Here is a 17,282-nt window from a genome sequence, read left to right as displayed (position 1 = left end):
TTCTTCGTTCTTCGTTCTTCGTTCTTCGTTCTTCGTTCTTCGTTCTTCCCTCTTCGTTCTTCGTTCTTCCTTCTTCCTTCTTCCTTCTTCCTATTGGCGATATATATTGATATTTACATTACAAGCCCCCAGTGGGTTGACGCAAAACGGCATACTGTAGCGCACTTGAAAAACACCTTCTGCACCGGAGGGAACATTAAAGAAAATGGTTTCGTTTCCAAATCGACGACCCCGAGCAAATTGCCGACCTGTGGGGTCGTAGAGTTCTACATCCACATCGCCAAGTGCGGAGCTTACTTCAAGGATGTAGCTTCCTGGTCTATTGATTGTTAATGTTGCCCAATTGGCCTCTCCAGCATAAAGGGGGCGTACTGGCTCCGCTTTTGCCGCAAGCGGGTTCAGCCCTTCCATGAGCGCGATCGCTAGGCACATCAGGGAAACTCGACTGATCAAGCGTTGATCGTTCATAGTGGGGTTCCTATTTTTTGAAAGTATGGAATCAGGAGTTAAGAGGTTGCAGTGAGCAGGACTGGTTTAGCGCAACGGAATCAGCAAACCAAGATATAAAGGGCTGGGGCTTTTTTCGATTGGGGCATCCTGTAGGTTAAGTATTGAACGCAACTGACCACAGAATAGATCCCTGCTGGAAAGCTCCCTTTCCAATCAATGGGGCGATCGCCCAGTTCCAAATCCCCAGGGTGCATCCCACTTTTGTAACCCTCACCCTAAATCCCTCTCCCAGAGCGGGAGAGGGACTTCCGATCCGTCCGGCTCCCCTTCTCTCCGCTTGGGAGAAGGGGCTGGGGGATGAGGGCAAACTTGCAGAATTGGGATGTGCCCAATCCCCACTACCCAATCCCCACTGCCCAATCCCCACTGCCAAATCCCCAATGGGGGATTAAAATGAAACGCAAATACTGCTGAGTTTCCCCGGCATCTATGCCCCGCCCTCGCGCCACGGTTCAAAAACCCCCTGCTGCGGCACACTGGCCCGCAGACACGCAACTGGTCGGCCTGACGCTCCAGCTTCAGCCCTACGCCGACAGCACGCTCTATCCGCAATACACCATTGGGCTTCATGCCTGGTTGCTCGACCAGGTGCGCCAGATGAATCCGGAGTTATCTGCCTATCTGCACGATGGCGAGTCCGAAAAACCCTTTACAATTTCTGCGCTGCAAGGCGTAGAAATTGCCCCCGGCGGCAGCCCAAGGCTCAGGGGCGATCGCCCTTATACCTGGACGATTACGGCACTCTCTCAACCCGTCGTCGCCTGGCTCACAGACTGGCTGCGGCAACCCCCCCAAACCATCGACCTGCGGGGCGCACCGCTCAAAATACTCGACTGGGGGCTGACTGCTCCCTCCCATCCGCCTGTGACCTACAAGCAGTTGTTTGACGTGGCGATTCCGCCCAATCCGGCGATCGCCCTTTCCTTCCGCTCGCCCACCAGCTTTCGCCGCCACAAACATCACTTTCCACTCCCTGTGCCCGTTAACTTATTCCACAGCTACTTGCGCCGCTGGAATGATTTTTCAGAGCTTGAGTATGACCAGGAAGATTTTCTCGACTGGATCGATCAATCGGTGATTATCACCCGCCATCACTTGCAGTCTGTCAAAACGGTCGCAGGCAAGCGGGGCTCGGTGACGGGATTTACCGGAGCGATTGAGATAAGCTTAAGTAAGACAGCGCTAGAAGACTCTGAATATGTGCAGTTGTTTATGGCGCTGGGCCGCCTCGCCCCCTATTGCGGCACTGGGCACAAAACGACCTTTGGGCTGGGGCAAACCCGCCTGGGCTGGTCGCCTGCCGAAACCGAAGCGCCCCAGTCTACCCTGCAAGACCTGCTGGCTCAGCGAATTGCCGCCCTTACTGAGCATTTCCTAACGCAACGTAAGCGCACTGGAGGAGAACGAGCAATGGCGATCGCCGAAACCTGGGCCACCATCCTGGCCCGGCGCGAACTGGGCGAATCGCTGCAAGACATTGCTGAAGACCTGGGGCTGCGCTATGAAACCGCCAAAACCTACGCCAAGCTGGCCCGAAAAGCCGCAGAGGCACTGCCTTAAAGCTTCGTATTGAAGCACTTTACGACAAATCGCCTGAAACCGGATTCTCTAGGTCGGCTGGCTGCAAAATCTTACGCACCCACGCTTCATCTTCGGGGTGCTTTACAGGAAGCCGATTGTGATTGGAGTAGGGAAACTTTGAATGACTGTCGCCCAAAGCAGAAGACTTGTCCGGCGATCTACGTTAAGATTCTTTAAGAGCTTTCTCAGAAGGCTTGCTAGCGTCATTCTAAACGGTGTCCCACGGTATCCCACGGTGTCCCTATGTCAGCAAGTTCCTGGTGGTCTGGTTTATTCGCTTCGGCTCAACCGGCGATCGCCCTCGAAAGCGCCTCGCCTGCTCAGGGGGCCAGGGTTGCGCTCACGGATCTGTGCAAAGAATTTCAGGAAGGCGACGTGACGCGGAAGGTGCTGAATGGCATCAATTTGCAGTTTGAACCGGGAGAATTTGTCGTGCTGCTGGGGCACAGCGGCAGCGGCAAAAGTACGCTGCTGAACCTGATTAGCGGCATCGATCAGCCGTCTGGAGGCACGATTCGCATCAACGACCTGGCCATTACCGAACTGGACGAGAAATCGCGCACCCTGTTTCGGCGCGATCGCATCGGATTCGTCTTTCAGTTTTTCAACCTGATTCCGACGTTGACGGTGCTGGAAAATGTCACCCTGCCGCAGGAGTTGGCGGGCAAGTCGCCGAGCGCGGCGCGTCAGTCGGCGCTTCAGCTTTTGCAGCAGGTGGGGCTGGGCGATCGCCTGGAGACTTATCCAGATAAGTTATCCGGTGGGCAGCAGCAGCGAGTGGCGATCGCCCGCGCCCTGGCCCACGATCCGCAGGTCATTTTGGCGGATGAGCCGACGGGCAACCTAGACGAGGAGACGGGGCAGCAGGTGTTGGAACTGTTACTCAATCTCACCCGCACGAAGGGCAAAACCCTGATCATGGCGACCCACAATCCAGATATTGCTCGCCACGCCGACCGCGTGTTGCGGGTTCAAGACGGGCATCTGATTCCTGTGATTGTGCATCCTGACTTAGCCGAGGAAGTGGTGGCATGACGGCAGTCGTTTCTAACGCACCCCTCTGGCGCTTGGCGTGGCAGCGAATTCAGCAGCGCCCGCTGCAATATCTTCTCTGCATTTTGGGAATTGCCCTTGGCGTTGCCATGATGGTGTCGATCGATCTGGCGAACGGTTCGGCGCAGCGGGCCTTTGCCCTGTCTACCGACGCGATTACGGGACGTGCCACCCACCGCATCGAGGCGATCGCCCCCACGGGCATTCCCGAAACGGTGTATGCTGACCTGCACCGCGTCGCCCCCCGCATTCCCCTCGCACCGATCGTGGAAGGCTACGTGCTGGTGGAAGAGTTGGGCGCTCAGCCGATGCGCTTGGTAGGGGTGGACGTGCTGGCAGAGTCGCCCTTTCGCAATTACTTTGGGGCCGAGGGCGAAAGCCTAGACGCAGCTTCGGTGCAGTTGCTGACCAATCCCCAGGCGATTGTCTTGTCGCAGGATGTGGCGGCTCAGTACGGGGTGGCATTGGGAGGCACGCTGCATCTGGACATCGCCGGCCAGCATCGCGATGTCACTGCGGTTGCCCTCGTCCAGTCCGATGATTCCCTCAACCGCCGCGCCCTCAGCACGCTGCTGTTTGCCGACATCGCCACGGCGCAGGAACTTTTGGGACAGACGGGGCGGCTGAGCTATATCGATGCGATCGCCCCGTTTCCTGCTGAAATCAACGCCATTCAAACCGCCCTGCCTGCTGGCCTGAAGTTGGAAACAGCAGAGGCTCAGAAAAACGCCGTGCAGCAAATGACGGCCGCCTTTGAACTCAATCTTACGGCTCTCAGCCTGCTGGCGCTGGTGGTGGGCATGTTTTTGATTTACAACACCGTTACCTTCAGCGTGGTGCAGCGCCGTCCCCTATTCGGCATTTTGCGCTGCCTTGGCGCGACGCGGGGACAGCTCTTTGCCCTGATTTTGGGCGAAGCGGCGCTGTTTAGCATCGTCGGCTCCCTGCTCGGCGTGGGGCTGGGCATTGTGCTGGGGCGCAGCATCGTGGGGCTAATCACCCAGACGATTAATGATTTTTACTTTGTCGTCTCGGTGCAGCAGGTGACGCTCTCCAACACCACGATCGCCAAGGGGCTAGTGATTGGCGTTGCGGCGGCGCTGTTTGCCTCTGCCCTGCCCGCGCTAGAGGCGATGAACACCACGCCGACGCTCACGTTGCAGCGATCGACCCTGGAGGGCAAGGTGCAAAAGCTGCTGCCGCTGCTGACCCTGGGCTGGGCTGGGTTTTCCCTTGCGGGCGTGGCCCTGCTGCGGTGGTCATCGGGGGGGCTGGTGGCGGCGTTTGCGGGACTCTTTGCCGTGTTGCTAGGGGCTGCGTTGCTGGTTCCGCCTGCCATTGCTCTGCTGATGCGGGGACTGGTGCCAGCGGGCTACCGGCTGTTCGGCGTGGTGGGGCGGCTGGCTCCACGGGATATCTTGCGATCGCTCAGCCGCACCTCCGTGGCGATCGCCGCCCTCATGGTGTCGGTGTCGGTGATTGTCGGTGTGTCGGTGATGATCGGCTCGTTTCGGGGAACAGTGGTGCAATGGCTGGATCAGACGCTTCAGGCAGATATCTACGTGTCGCCGCCCACCACGACGGCCAATCGCGTGCTGGGCAAGCTCGATCCGCAGGTGGTGGAGGCGCTGAGGCACTGGGAAGGACTGCGGTTTGCCGTCAGCTACAACGATGCCGATGTGCGCGTGGTGGACTTTGACCGCACTGCCAAGCTGATTTCCGCCGATGGCGACGTGTCTCAGGGCAAGCGGCCCTACGCCTGGATTCGTCCGGGGCTGGAACCCGACCCCTGGACAGCGCTGAATGCGGGCGAGGGCGCGATTATCTCCGAAGCGCTGATCCGTCGAGAAAACCTGCCCGCGCCGCCGGAGACGATCACGCTGGAAACGCCAGTGGGCGATCGCCCGTTTCCCGTTCTCGCAGTCTTCTACGACTATTCCTCCGATCGCGGCACGATTATTCTGGATGACGACGTTTATCTGAACCTGTGGCAAGACGACCGCATCGCTTCGTTGGGCCTGTTCACCCAGCCCGGTGTCGATGTGGAAGCAATGGTGCAAGATATTCGATCCCACTTTCAGGGGCGACAGGATTTGCTGGTGCAGTCGAACCGCAGCCTGCGGCAGGGGTCGCTGGAAATTTTTGACCGCACCTTTGCCATTACCAGCGCTCTGCAACTGCTGTCGGTGGTCGTTGCCTTTATCGGCGTTCTCAGTACGCTCATGAGCCTGCAACTGGAGCGGACGCGGGAACTGGGCATCCTCCGCGCTACGGGCATGACCCCCAGCCAGTTGGGCCAGCTGACGCTGCTGGAAACGGGGCTGATGGGGACGCTGGCGGGCGTGTTTGCCATGCCGCTGGGTTTTGTCCTCGCCTGGATTTTGATTTATGTGATCAACGTGCGTTCCTTTGGCTGGACGCTGCAAATGGCGCTGGAGGCCCGCTATTTCTGGCAGGCGTGGCTGGTGGCGATCGCCGCTGCTTTACTCGCGGGTCTGTATCCGGCGCTGCGGCTGGGGCGGATGAATATTGCGGCGGCGCTGAGACAGGAGTGATGTTGGGTTTTGGATTTTAGATTTTGGGTTTTGGATCTCGGTTGAGGCTTACGCAGGGGTTGTCGGGGAGGGTTCAGTAGGGCGTTCGGATGAGGATGCGGCGTGGGTTTCGGAAGAATAGGTAGGGGAGAGGTGAAATGCGATCGCGCTTGATTCGGTTTGGCGTACTGCTGGGGTTCTGCGGCGTGTTCCTGGGTACATTCCTGGGTGTGTTCCTTGGGGCTGCATGTCCGGCGATCGCCGCCAATGTCGTTACCTGGCAACCGCTACCCGCAGCCAGTGGAGAATACCGCAAGGCGATCGCCCTACCAGACTGGCACTTTCCTGAAGACTTTGGCCCGCACAATGGCTACCAAACGGAATGGTGGTACTATACGGGCAACCTGGAAACCGAGGAGGGGCGACCGTTTGGCTTTCAGCTAACCTTCTTCCGGCAAGCCATTTCTCCATCCGTGGCAACGGTGGCAGCAGACTCTACGCCATCCCGCTGGCGCACGAATCAAATCTATTCCGCCCATTTCACCGTCAGCGATATTGCGGGCAGCGGCTTTTATGTAGACGAGCGATTTAGCCGCAACGCCATTGGGCTGGCGGGAGCCGAGGCCCTGCCCTACCGCGTCTGGCTCAACAATTGGTCGGCTACTGAGCTAGAACCCGGCGTGGTGCGGCTTCAGGCCCAATCCGAAGAGGTCGCCATTGACCTCACGGTTCAGCAGACCCGTCCGCCTGTGTTGCAGGGCGATCGCGGCCTCAGCATCAAGGGATTGGAGCCGGGGAATGCGTCCTACTACTATTCTCTGGTGCAGCAGCCCACCAGCGGAACCATCACGATTCAGGGCCAAGCCTTTTCGGTACAGGGCAAAACCTGGACGGATCACGAATTCTCCACCAGCGCGTTGACCGCAGGCACGGTCGGCTGGGACTGGTTCTCGATTCAACTGGAGGACGGAGCAGCCCTGATGCTCTACCAGTTGCGCCACGAAGACGGTACGCCCGAAATCACGTCTGCAGGTACGTTTATCTCGGCCTCCGGCGAGACGACCCCTCTGAATCACGACGACTGGACAATCCGCGTCCTCAAAACCTGGACCAGCCCCCGCAGCAACGCAGTTTATCCCGCCCAGTGGCAAATTCGCATTCCCCGACTGGAACTGTTGCTAGAAGGGCGATCGCGCCTCGCAGACCAGGAACTCAACACCTCCACAGCCACCTATTGGGAAGGGGCAACCGCCTTTGAGGGCACCTGGCAAGACCGGCCAATTCGGGGAGAGGGCTATGTAGAACTCACAGGCTACGCCACCCGCCTGGATTCTCTCCTGTCGGAAAGCACGCCCTAACACGCCCTAACGCGCCCTAACGCGCCATACGCATCCGTACAGGCAGCGGCTTCATGACTGAGTAGCAAGCCCGTCGAGGCTGCGCGTTTACCGTAACGTTTTGTATGCAGTCTAACCGTTTGAAAAGAATTCACTGTACACTTTTCCCTAAGTCATACTCATGACGAGTATGACTTGTTGACTTCTTGAAAGTTGTTGAAAGTTGTTGAAAGTCACTGAAAGTCATTGAAAGCCATTGAGCGACTGGGCACAACCATTCATGCCTGGCAGATTTGGCAGACCCAAACGGAGGTGTGAGGACGAATGACTGTCCTGGGGCGGACTCTTTACTCATCTAAGAGGCCGTCTTTACTCATCAATCTCGCAGTCAGGAAGCGTTTAATTGACTTCGAGTTTAGATATTGAACCATGTATCAGTAGGAGTCACTAATGAGCAGTGAAAGCAAATGCCCCTTTATGGGCGGAGTTCAGAAGTTCACGGCGGGTCATGGCACGTCGAATCGAGACTGGTGGCCGAATCAGTTGAACCTGAGCATCCTCCATCAGCACTCCCCCAAGTCAAACCCGATGGGTGAAGCCTTTAACTACGCTGAGGCGTTCAAAAGCCTGGACTATGCTGCCCTAAAAGCCGACCTCTTTGAGCTAATGACCACCTCCCAAGACTGGTGGCCCGCCGACTATGGTCACTATGGTCCCCTGTTCATTCGGATGGCCTGGCACAGCGCCGGAACCTATCGCATCGGCGACGGTCGCGGCGGCGGGGGCACCGGGAGCCAGCGGTTTGCGCCCCTCAATAGCTGGCCCGACAACGCCAACCTCGACAAAGCCCGGATGTTGCTCTGGCCCATCAAGCAGAAGTATGGCGAAAAAATCTCCTGGGCTGACCTGATGATCCTGGCGGGCAACTGCGCCCTGGAATCGATGGGCTTCAAAACGCTGGGCTTTGCAGGCGGACGGGCGGATATTTGGGAACCGGAGGAAGATATTTATTGGGGGTCTGAGGGCGAATGGCTGGGCGACAAGCGCTATACGGGCGATCGCGAACTGGAGAATCCCCTAGCGGCCGTGCAGATGGGTCTGATTTACGTGAATCCAGAGGGCCCAAACGGCAATCCCGATCCCGTGGCTGCGGGACGAGACATTCGCGAAACCTTCGGGCGGATGGCCATGAACGATGAAGAAACCGTAGCGCTCACGGTGGGCGGCCATACCTTCGGCAAATGCCACGGGGCGGCGAGTGCGACGCTAGTAGGGCCGGAACCGGAAGCAGCCAGCATTGAGGAGCAAGGCCTCGGCTGGAAAAACAGCTTTGGCACGGGCGTTGGTGCCCACACCATTACAAGCGGCATCGAAGGAGCCTGGACGACCAACCCCGTGAGATGGGACAACAACTATCTGGAAAATTTGTTCGGCTATGAGTGGGAACTGGTGAAAAGTCCGGCAGGGGCGCATCAGTGGGCCCCGAAAGACGGGGCAGGCGCAGGGACGGTGCCCGATGCCCACGACCCCTCCAAGCGCCACGCCCCCATCATGACCACGGCGGACATGGCGATGAAGATGGACCCGATCTACGAGCCGATCGCGCGGCGCTTCCTGGCCCATCCCGAAGAATTGGAAATGGCCTTTGCTAAGGCCTGGTTTAAGCTGACCCACCGCGATATGGGGCCGCGATCGCGCTACCTAGGCCCCGAAGTTCCCGCCGAAGAGTTCCTCTGGCAAGACCCGATTCCCCCCGCTACCTACGACTTGATTGATCAGCAAGATATCGCTGCACTCAAGGCTAGAATTCTGGCTTCGGGATTGTCAGTGTCGCAACTGGTCACCACGGCTTGGGCCTCGGCATCCACCTTCCGTGGCTCTGACATGCGCGGCGGGGCGAATGGGGCCCGGATTCGCCTGGCCCCACAAAAAGATTGGGAGGTTAACCAGCCTGCCCAATTGGCCACAGTGTTGCAAACCCTGGAAGGCATTCAGCAGGAGTTCAATCGCTCCCAGTCGGGCAACAAGCAGGTTTCGATTGCTGACCTGATCGTTTTGGGGGGCTGTGCTGCCGTCGAGCGGGCGGCCCAGAATGCCGGGTATGACATTACCGTTCCCTTCCAGCCGGGGCGAACCGATGCAACTCAGGAGCAGACCGATGTGGAAGCCTTTGCCCCGCTGGAGCCAACGGCAGACGGATTCCGCAACTACCTCAAAGGAGATCACACCCTGTCGGCAGAGGAACTGCTGGTGGATCGGTCGCAGTTGCTGACCCTCAGCGCCCCTGAGATGACCGTCCTGGTAGGGGGACTGCGGGTATTGGGGGCAAACTTTGGAGGCACCCAGCACGGGGTCTTTACCCAGCGGCGCGAGACGCTGACCAATGATTTCTTCGTGAATCTGCTGGATCTGGGGACGACGTGGAGGGCCGTCTCGGATGCTCAAAACCTGTTTGAAGGGCGCGATCGCAAAACGGGCGAACTCAAGTGGACGGGAACCCGTGTCGATCTGATCTTCGGCTCCAACTCGCAGCTCCGCGCCCTGGCAGAAGTCTATGCTTGTGCAGACTCGCAGCCGCGATTCGTGCGCGACTTTGTGGCCGCGTGGAATAAGGTGATGAATCTGGATCGCTTCGACTTGGCATAGGCGGGGTACAACCGTCGGTGAAGCGCTCTCAAGGCAGGGGCATCATTGAGTGATCCCAGGTTCAGGATTTGTCTATAGGGCAATCTCGAACGGGGTTGAACACCCAAGACGGTCTGAGAATAAAGTGAAACGGCTTCAGGTGGGGATGTCTAGCGTTCCCGCCTGAAGCTTTTAAAGCCTAAAGCTTTCACGCTGTCAGTATCCTCAAGGATTCTGGGCGTTGCTGATCTGGGCGTTGCTGATCTGGACGTTGCTAAGCGCAGATATGAATCGCCCAATCTGATGAATTGCCCACCCTGCGGGAAGCAAGCTACATCCCCAACCCTTCTCCCTGGCCAGGAATCCCAGAGATGGGGCTGGGCAAGCTCGCTGGAGTGGTTTGCTTCAGAGTGGAGGGTCGGCCATGGGTGTCAGTTATCGGGTTTGGATCAGGGCGCTGATTAACTGCTGGATCGCGGGTTGGTGCAGGTCTAGCAGACGGTTGGCCTCTTCTTCTGGGTCAAACTGGGGAGGATACTGGCCATAGCCTGGGTTAATGGCGACTGACCCATCATTGCGGATACCGAGAAATAGGAGAGGGCGGTCAAACCCGTCGGGGTTGAACTGGTTGGGTAACGTTCTGTCATCTACAAAGACCGAGTAGGACAGGTTTGCCGGGTTGGGTTCCATCTCGACAACTCGGATAGTGGTTACAGTGCGCGTGAAAAGATTGGGGTCGGTGTAAAGGTAGCCCATTGTGGCTAGCCGTTGCCCAGGGCGCTGGGTAGCGGGTAGGTTTGTCACGCAGATTTGCCCATTGTTGACCACTTGTCCCCTGCACAGGTCAGGATTGGCAGCAAAATCGATAGGCTGACGGCCAGCCCTTTGGGCAATTAGTAATTGGGGAGTCTGGGCGATCGCCCGCAAAGGCTCTGACAGCACCGCTGAGGTTCCCAGCAAAACAGACCAAACTAAGGCAGACTTCATCGACTTCATCATCGTTTTCTGAATCGTGAGGAACATAGTCGTCATTCACTGGATACTGTGGGCAAGAATATCGTGGGCAGGGAGCAAGATTTTGGCGCAGACTAGGTGTGGGATAGGAGCTTTTTCCAGACTTAGTTCTAGGGGCGTTTAACGGATTCAGGAGGGTCAGAGAGCGTCACCACAGGGTCTTTGCCACGGGCAATTAGGGCAATGCGCTGGCTGGCGGGGTGCAGTAGGCAAATTTGGTCGCGACCAAGCTGGAAGACCAGCCAATCGTCCGGGAGATGCGTAGCGTGGCTGATAGTCCAAACCGCAAAAGGAGTCTCCAGAGCAAAGTGCTGGCTTGCTTCGGTGATGCGGTTGCGCCCAGTTAGACCACCCGCCCCAAAGACGTGGGTGTAGTAATCCCAGTCCGTGTGGGTCGTGAGTTTGGGCACGGGGCCAAAGCGGGACTGGGGTTCGGGGCTGAGGGCATCAAAGGTGGCACGATCGATGGCAACGGGTTCTGTTTCGCCTGAGGTTAGTCGTAGCGCCTGAGCGCCATCGGGACTGAGGTAGTGCAGGCTGTAAGAGAAACTGGGCTGGAGTTGGGCCGCGGGCACGACTCGCGTCTGGCTAATCAGGCTGGTCTGGCTATTGAAACTGTACCAGCCAAACAGGAGTAGGTAGCTGAGGCCGTGGATCAGCAGGGTCGCCTTGAGCGCGGTCTGAATCGACCGCTTGCGCTGGCGCAGCAGTAGCCAGAAGAAGGGATACTCGATGACCAGAGTGAGTAAGAAAGCGAGTAAGGCGGCGATCGCCAGCCAGACCTGCACATTCGCAATGGTGAGTCCCGAATACTGCGACAGGCGATTGGCTAGCAGCAGCGCCCCCGCCCAGGCCGAGGCGTAGTTGGCCACCAGCAGCAATAGGAGCGATCGCCCCCTGGGAGTGCCAAACCACCAGCAGAGTAGCCCCGCTTCTAGATAAGCAATCACCAGGTTGCCGACCACCAAGTGAATCAGACCTGTCCACAGCAGGGCGCTGCCGCCGTTGGCCCACGCGGGGCTGGGGTACAGGGCCAAGGACAGACCGATGCCAACGAGCAGCCTGAGAGCAGCAGCGATTGGCCCGCCCCAGAGTTTCAAGCACTTAAAAGTGGGTGGCATAGAGCGTTTCCTGGCGGCGAATGAGGGCGATTAATTGCGATTGAGATACGTAAACTCTATACCGTTCTCGGCTTGGCAGACGGCTCCTCGATATTGACCACCGATGAGAGTGACACCGCAGGAGCCACGTATCTCTCTCGTTTCGCCACCATACATCAGCCCCACAACACGATAGCTTGAGGCATGATCCAAGCGAAATTCAGAAGCGGCATCAGTGACAAACGAAAAGGGACTGCCGTTAAAGTAGTAGCTAAAGACCAGAGCGCCTTCAGAGTGAACCCTTGCGATTTGAAAGGCTTCACATCTCAGCAGAGTGTTGCCTTGAGCCTGGCAGCGACTAGGCGCATTATCTCGATGAACCACCTGGATATCGCTCGAAGCCGGAGCCGGGCGAGACGCGGGAGGCGCAGAAGGGGCAGAGTTCGCGCTGGGTGGGGCGGGCTGGGGCTGTGGCGGTGAGGTATTCTCGCGATCGCCCCGGTTGCCTCGCGGGAAGGAGGAGTCAATCGTGTTGATTGTATCCGTGACATCTCGAACGGTTTCACGAATGCGCCGGAAGATATTGGCCATCAACACCGGGCTAGATTCGTTGGGGACGGTGGCTCCGCGGACTTGCGTTGCGGCAAGGCTGGGGGAGGTGCTGAGGAGTGAAGCGAGAATCAGGCTGGGAAGTCCCAGCTTGCGAGTAAGATTAGCGCGAATAAGGTAATGAGCAACGGCGTATTGCATGGAAGGCTTCCTTCAGTTTGTAAAGTAAAGTTCAAAGGTGGGGGCTGCAAGTTCTTAGTTCTCAGTGGTCTGAACTCATTCAGCGCTATGGAATTGAGTAGAGTGCCCCAGTCTTATAGCACTGGGGCAGATTAGGGGTTACCAGTGGCGATCGCCATAGAAGGGGCTGATGGGAGCGACCGGCGCTGGGGCAGGCTGAGGGGCAGGACGATTGTCTGGAACCACATAGTAGTCAGGACTGCGCGACGGAGCCGAGCCAGACCCGCCTGAACTCAAGCTATTTGAAAATACCCATATCCAGAAGAGGGCAGCAGCCTGATCCGCTTGCTGTCTCAAAGCTCTCTGCCGAGCTAAATAGGCCTGCTGCTGTTCTGGAGAGAGACTTTCAAAATATCGCCGCCGCCGCTCTGCTTATAGCCGATGTTGTTCAGCGATGCGCTGTTGGCGTTCCTGATTCTGCTGTCTGCGTTCCTGGATCTGCTGCCGCTGCTGTTCTGCTCGTCGCCTGCGTTCCTCTGCCCGTCGTCTGTAGGCTTCAGCCTGCTGCTGCAATCTAATTCGATTGGCCTCACGGGGAGTTTGAGCTAGGAGATAGTGAGTCGAGGCTGGACTCTCCTGGAGATTTTGGACAGGTAGATGAGCGGTGTTGAGCGCTTGCGGGGCTTCCAACGGGTTCGTTACGATGGCTGAGTTGTCTGCGGCCACGTGGGCTGCGCTTGAGGGTTGGGCAGCGGCGAGGCTGGGGGTGCTTCCCAATAGTGAGGTCAGAGCCAAGCCAGGTAAACCCAGCGCAAGGGCGCAGCGACGAGCGCGAGAAATCTGCATAGGGTAAGTCCTCATAAACGGGTGGCATTGCAGTTGTCAGGTCATAGTTCTGGATGGGACGCACTTATTCAGCCAATTTGCGATAACCACTTCTTGAAGGCCGGTCGTGCTAACGAGGAAAAACGTATTCATCCTGGGGAAGGGCGAGGTGGTTCGTAGAAACGAACGCAACGGGGCGCAGTTCCTCAACCTGTAATGCTTTACCGGGTCGATCGCCAATCCCGGATGAATGTGTCTAGCAGACCGGTCAATAGCTCTCTTTCCGCCTGGGAATAACTCATCCCATAACCTAGAGATCCGTATCCTCCCCCGCTGCTGTAGATACCGGCTTCTATGGTGCGGCCATTGAGTTGAACGTTGTGAAACACACTGCCCCGCACACTGATCGCCCCGCCATCGTCGGTACATTCAATGGAGATCACGTATCGCGGGGTGGCCACAGGTTGTCCGCGCGGGTTGGAGACCGCCGGAATGTTGTGGCGGTTGAGGTATTGCACCACCGCCGCTTGCAGTTGCTCTTCGCGACTGCCCAAATGACAGAGTTTCATCACGCGCACAGGCATTTGCGAAATGCCGCGCAGGGGTTCGGCCTGCACGCGGACGGAGGCGATCGCACTGTCCAGAGCGACACCCAGCGTAGACAGGGCAGCACAGGCAGTGAGCAGCGATCGCCGCACGAGCGATCGCCCCATGATGGAGGACGGGGTTGTAGGAATCGGTTGTAGAGCCATGGTCAGGAAAAAAATCGTGGACTACTGGCTCGTTCTAGTTCTGGCAAATAGCGACTAATTCACCCAGCAATGGCCTATAGCCCCAGGGGAAAACTGCAAATCGCCGCGATCGCCTCGGACTGGAGGGCGACCCAATCTGGCGTGGGATTGTCCACCGCAAAGAGGACATGGAGCGCGTCGGCAGGCATGTCTTTTTCGAGGAAATAGGTGGCCTTGGCCTGGGCGATCGCCTCCTGATTGGCTCCCTGCTGCGACAACGCCGTTTCCATATGGGCCAGATCAGCGGCAATTTGATCCCGCTCTTTTCCGGTTGCCATGATGGAGAAGGGCAAACGGTAGAGCAGGTCATCGGTGGGCGTGTCGTAGAAGAGCCACTCGTACTCAGCGCCGGGTTCCAGCGCCAGATTGCCAAAGCGAGTCGTCACGAAGCCACCAGCGTTGGGGGCAGCTCGATCGGTTCCCAGCGTCGGGGGTGCGGGCTGGGTCAGGTCTTTCCAGGCAGGCCGCAGGTGCATTCGGTTCACCTGTCCCTGCATGACAAACATCGGCTGCTGGTGCCAGATCACCTCGCGCCGTCCGGGGGTGACAATGCAAAAGGTGTCGTTGGGGGGGACATCGGGGCCGCGAGAAAGTCCGGGTTCGCCCCGGCTGCGATCTTCTCGCTCGCGCTCAAAAAATTCCACAAAGCGCCGCCATGAACCAGCGCCTTGAGAGTCTGCTTGGGAGGGGTCGGTGGGGTTTGCCAGGGCGATGGAGGGTGACAAGACAGCTAGTCCCACGAACAGACCAGCCCACAAGCTCTGGGGGATTGCTGGGGTTTTAACGAGGTTCATCCGTATTCTCCCGTAGTCTGGGTAAACTATAACCCCACACCACCAGGGATGGCAGCAGCCAGGGCAGCAGTACCCCAGCGCTGATGTAGAGTTGCAGGGACAGCAGCCCGTATCCAGCGGTCGCAGCGCTCAGGCCCACCACAACGAAGCGACGCGGGTAGGGGCGATCGCCCAAATACAGACTTAGGGCCTTGCCGCCTACAGCCGCCAGCAGAATCATCCACAGGTCGGGGATAGGAATGACCAGGCGGTTGGCAAGGCGGTGGTGGGTCATGTAGGCGTGAGCTTCGCCGCCCGTGAAGTGGGTGGCGGGATGCAGGGTGCGATCGCGCCAATAGCGCAGGGCCGGCGGCGGCACCAGGTTGTCGGCTCCATCGGGGGCCAGCCCGGCTGCTTCGTAGCCCCCTGCGGCCACGATCACAATCGCGTCCCTAAAGTCGGGCAACGCTGCGGCATCCTGACGCAGCGACCAGGCCGGAATGGCGGTAAACGCCCGCTCTGGCGGCAAGGACAAATCAAGAATCGGCTGGAGCCAGTGCTGCCAGGCATCGTAGGACAGTTCGGTAAGCGGGTGCAGCGTAGCCCGTGGGGACAGATTCAGGTCGTGGGTTTGCGGGGCGCGGCGAACCTGATCAGCCAGGGGCGGTCCCTGGAGCATGGGCTGTGGCCCGGAGCGCGTCCCGGTGCGTCGCTGTTGACGGAGCCGTTGGGCAACAACAAGCTGGTGGCTAAACGGGCCGGGGCGATCGCTCTGGGGGCGGTAGGGCTGCACCCGTCGCCAGGGCAACCAGGCATCTCCCAGCAGGATGCGGTCTGAGTCAATCACATTAGGATGAGGTGGCAGCCAGCGGCCATTCTGTCGCACCGTGCCAAACACAAACCAGGTTTGCTGCTGGGCGATCGCCCCTGTCAAAACTTCATTCAGTTGGTCATCCTGCCCCGGCTGAGCCAGATCGAGCAGGTAGTCGATGCCCACGACGGCCACACCTCGATCGACCAGCGCGGCGACAATATCCGCCACCATCACCCGGTTGATTGGGTGGTAAGTGGAAATATCCCACTGGCGGAAGCTTTCGCCGTCGATCTGCACCAGCACCACGGCGGACGGGTCATCGTCTCCCAGTTGCCCAGTGAGGTCCCGATAAACGGCCTGGGCCAGGACCCGCCGATCCAGCAGCCAAGCCTGGGGCGAAACCGGAAATTCTGTCGGTGGCAGCGTTGGTATTAGGCTCACCAGGGCTAGAACTGCAACGGTGCGGGCTTCGTGCCACGCAGGCCGCCAGCGCCGCAGCCGCGATCGCCAATCCTTGGGTTCCAGGCGGTAGGGCACGGAGGTTGGGTGGCGAAACAGCGACGGCACCAGGTAGGCCGAGGGATAGGTGAGGCTTTGCTCGGCCCGGAGACTCTGACAGGCCCCATGCAGCGCCTCCTGCACGTTGTGCCCTTGGGTCAGCCGTTGCAGCAGTTGCACCAAAAACGTCTGGGCGACTTCGTTATGAATCGGTTCCCGCAGGATGGCGACCTGGCTGAGGCCGAGGTTAATTAGCCCCTGGGCAATGTCGAGGCCGCTGCACGAGTTGAAGAGGGCAAACTGGAGACCTTGCTGCTGGGCGGTTTGCAAATAGGGAGTCAGGTCTTTGAGCGTAAGGGTGGTTTGGGGGGCGATCGCCACTTGTCCACCCACCAGGGCCGCCTCATTGCTGTGGCCGGCAAAAAACAGCACATCCCACCCCCGCGGATCGGCGATCGCCTCACACACCCGCTGCTTCAAGGCGATGGGGTCTTCTCCCGGTTGCCAGCCCACATAATGAACCTCCAAGAGCCGCCGCTGAGCATCGAGGGCCTGCCGTTCGCCGCTAAAGTTTAGCCCCGTTTCGTCACCCAAAATTGCCAGCACCCTAGCCTTGCTGCGTCGGCCGGTGGGTCGGTGGGCTGTGGTGGCTCGGATTGTGGCGGGCGATCGCACTATTTGCACTGGCGTACCCAGTTCCCAGGTTTCCCAGGGCAGCCGGGCCAACTCCAGCGGCGTACAGGTGAGAAACAGTTCCGCAACCCCTTGCGCCTGGGCTGCCGTCACAACTTCCTGGCGCAAATCATACAGATCGCCCTGTTTCAGCCAGGTGTGAAACTCCGACAACAGCCGCGCCTCTGCCTGCACCAGTTGGCTATGCCAGTCGATCGCAGGGGCAACCACCTGCCCTGCCCCGCCTGCCCGCCCCCGCAATGCCTGCTTGTAATAGCCCAGATAAGCCCGCTGCCAGGCTGCGTAGAGCGACAGCAGCTCCTCTGGAAAGACCACACTGGCGGTCAGCCGTTGCCCTTCGCCCCAGGACAGGTCAAACAAGCAGCTTTGGTCAATTTTGTGGACGGTGAGACGATACACCATTGC

The 17,282-nt window shown here is 58.7% G+C and carries 14 protein-coding genes; 5 read left to right on the top strand and 9 right to left on the bottom strand.

Annotation, left to right across the window (positions count from 1 at the left end):
- Positions 1–90: 90 nt before the first annotated feature.
- The gene (locus IGS16_RS16005; RefSeq protein ID WP_297087085.1) at positions 91–468 is read right to left on the bottom strand and encodes a hypothetical protein; all 378 of its coding nucleotides are present in this window, start codon (positions 466–468) and stop codon (positions 91–93) included.
- 471 nt (positions 469–939) lie between these two features.
- Here IGS16_RS16005 and cas6 point away from each other — a divergent pair, with 471 nt between their 5' ends.
- The 5 genes from cas6 (at position 940) to katG (ending at position 9,661) form a co-directional block, all read left to right on the top strand.
- The gene (gene cas6 / locus IGS16_RS16000) at positions 940–2,070 is read left to right on the top strand and encodes a CRISPR-associated endoribonuclease Cas6 (RefSeq protein WP_297087083.1); all 1,131 of its coding nucleotides are present in this window, start codon (positions 940–942) and stop codon (positions 2,068–2,070) included.
- A gap of 264 nt (positions 2,071–2,334) precedes the next feature.
- Positions 2,335–3,126, top strand: coding sequence for an ABC transporter ATP-binding protein (locus IGS16_RS15995; RefSeq protein ID WP_297087081.1), 792 nt, complete (start codon positions 2,335–2,337; stop codon positions 3,124–3,126).
- On the top strand, positions 3,123–5,699 hold the full coding sequence (locus IGS16_RS15990; RefSeq protein WP_297087080.1) for an ABC transporter permease: 2,577 nt from the start codon (positions 3,123–3,125) through the stop codon (positions 5,697–5,699). Before IGS16_RS15995 ends, IGS16_RS15990 begins: the two co-directional genes overlap by 4 nt.
- 137 nt (positions 5,700–5,836) lie before the next feature.
- A complete protein-coding gene (locus tag IGS16_RS15985) occupies positions 5,837–7,036 on the top strand; it encodes a lipocalin-like domain-containing protein (RefSeq protein ID WP_297087077.1) in 1,200 nt (399 codons plus the stop codon).
- 429 nt (positions 7,037–7,465) lie between these two features.
- Positions 7,466–9,661, top strand: a complete 2,196-nt coding sequence (katG, locus tag IGS16_RS15980) for a catalase/peroxidase HPI (protein WP_297087076.1) — start codon at positions 7,466–7,468, stop codon at positions 9,659–9,661.
- Positions 9,662–10,075: 414 nt separating this feature from the next.
- Here the strand turns inward: katG and IGS16_RS15975 are convergent, their stop codons facing one another.
- From IGS16_RS15975 to IGS16_RS15940, 8 genes are all read right to left on the bottom strand, one after another.
- Positions 10,076–10,672 carry a hypothetical protein gene (locus IGS16_RS15975; protein WP_297087074.1) on the bottom strand — a complete coding sequence of 199 codons (597 nt, stop codon included), beginning with the start codon at positions 10,670–10,672 and terminating at the stop codon, positions 10,076–10,078.
- A 92-nt stretch (positions 10,673–10,764) separates the two neighbouring features.
- Positions 10,765–11,775 (bottom strand): hypothetical protein, encoded by a 1,011-nt coding sequence (locus IGS16_RS15970; RefSeq protein WP_297087072.1) that lies wholly within the window; start codon positions 11,773–11,775, stop codon positions 10,765–10,767.
- Positions 11,776–11,805: 30 nt separating this feature from the next.
- Positions 11,806–12,504, bottom strand: a complete 699-nt coding sequence (locus tag IGS16_RS15965) for a hypothetical protein (protein ID WP_297087070.1) — start codon at positions 12,502–12,504, stop codon at positions 11,806–11,808.
- A 138-nt stretch (positions 12,505–12,642) separates the two neighbouring features.
- Complete coding sequence (locus IGS16_RS15960; RefSeq protein ID WP_297087068.1) at positions 12,643–12,780, bottom strand: hypothetical protein; 138 nt, start codon at positions 12,778–12,780, stop codon at positions 12,643–12,645.
- Positions 12,781–12,915: 135 nt separating this feature from the next.
- On the bottom strand, positions 12,916–13,329 hold the full coding sequence (locus IGS16_RS15955) for a hypothetical protein (RefSeq protein WP_297087066.1): 414 nt from the start codon (positions 13,327–13,329) through the stop codon (positions 12,916–12,918).
- Positions 13,330–13,529: 200 nt separating this feature from the next.
- On the bottom strand, positions 13,530–14,060 hold the full coding sequence (locus tag IGS16_RS15950) for a hypothetical protein (RefSeq protein ID WP_297087064.1): 531 nt from the start codon (positions 14,058–14,060) through the stop codon (positions 13,530–13,532).
- Positions 14,061–14,134: 74 nt separating this feature from the next.
- Positions 14,135–14,893 carry a hypothetical protein gene (locus tag IGS16_RS15945; protein ID WP_297087062.1) on the bottom strand — a complete coding sequence of 253 codons (759 nt, stop codon included), beginning with the start codon at positions 14,891–14,893 and terminating at the stop codon, positions 14,135–14,137.
- A complete protein-coding gene (locus IGS16_RS15940) occupies positions 14,880–17,279 on the bottom strand; it encodes a CHASE2 domain-containing protein (RefSeq protein ID WP_297087060.1) in 2,400 nt (799 codons plus the stop codon). The genes IGS16_RS15945 and IGS16_RS15940 overlap by 14 nt, the downstream gene beginning before the upstream one ends.
- Positions 17,280–17,282 lie beyond the last annotated feature (3 nt).

The organism is Thermoleptolyngbya sp. C42_A2020_037, assembly GCF_015272455.1.
Lineage (GTDB): Bacteria > Cyanobacteriota > Cyanobacteriia > Elainellales > Elainellaceae > Thermoleptolyngbya.
The sequence above is the reverse complement of the archived record's forward strand: the minus strand, read 5'-3'. Positions and strand labels throughout refer to the sequence as shown.

Bases quoted from the DNA above. Each gene is read 5' to 3' on its own strand.
- IGS16_RS15965 (WP_297087070.1), bottom strand. From the start codon at position 12,504: ATGCAATACGCCGTTGCTCATTACCTTATTCGCGCTAATCTTACTCGC.
- IGS16_RS15975 (WP_297087074.1), bottom strand. From the start codon at position 10,672: ATGACGACTATGTTCCTCACGATTCAGAAAACGATGATGAAGTCGATG.
- IGS16_RS15970 (WP_297087072.1), bottom strand. From the start codon at position 11,775: ATGCCACCCACTTTTAAGTGCTTGAAACTCTGGGGCGGGCCAATCGCT.
- katG (WP_297087076.1), top strand. From the start codon at position 7,466: ATGAGCAGTGAAAGCAAATGCCCCTTTATGGGCGGAGTTCAGAAGTTC.
- IGS16_RS16005 (WP_297087085.1), bottom strand. From the start codon at position 468: ATGAACGATCAACGCTTGATCAGTCGAGTTTCCCTGATGTGCCTAGCG.
- IGS16_RS15985 (WP_297087077.1), top strand. From the start codon at position 5,837: ATGCGATCGCGCTTGATTCGGTTTGGCGTACTGCTGGGGTTCTGCGGC.
- IGS16_RS15955 (WP_297087066.1), bottom strand. From the start codon at position 13,329: ATGCAGATTTCTCGCGCTCGTCGCTGCGCCCTTGCGCTGGGTTTACCT.
- IGS16_RS15940 (WP_297087060.1), bottom strand. From the start codon at position 17,279: ATGGTGTATCGTCTCACCGTCCACAAAATTGACCAAAGCTGCTTGTTT.
- cas6 (WP_297087083.1), top strand. From the start codon at position 940: ATGCCCCGCCCTCGCGCCACGGTTCAAAAACCCCCTGCTGCGGCACAC.
- IGS16_RS15945 (WP_297087062.1), bottom strand. From the start codon at position 14,893: ATGAACCTCGTTAAAACCCCAGCAATCCCCCAGAGCTTGTGGGCTGGT.
- IGS16_RS15950 (WP_297087064.1), bottom strand. From the start codon at position 14,060: ATGGCTCTACAACCGATTCCTACAACCCCGTCCTCCATCATGGGGCGA.
- IGS16_RS15990 (WP_297087080.1), top strand. From the start codon at position 3,123: ATGACGGCAGTCGTTTCTAACGCACCCCTCTGGCGCTTGGCGTGGCAG.
- IGS16_RS15995 (WP_297087081.1), top strand. From the start codon at position 2,335: ATGTCAGCAAGTTCCTGGTGGTCTGGTTTATTCGCTTCGGCTCAACCG.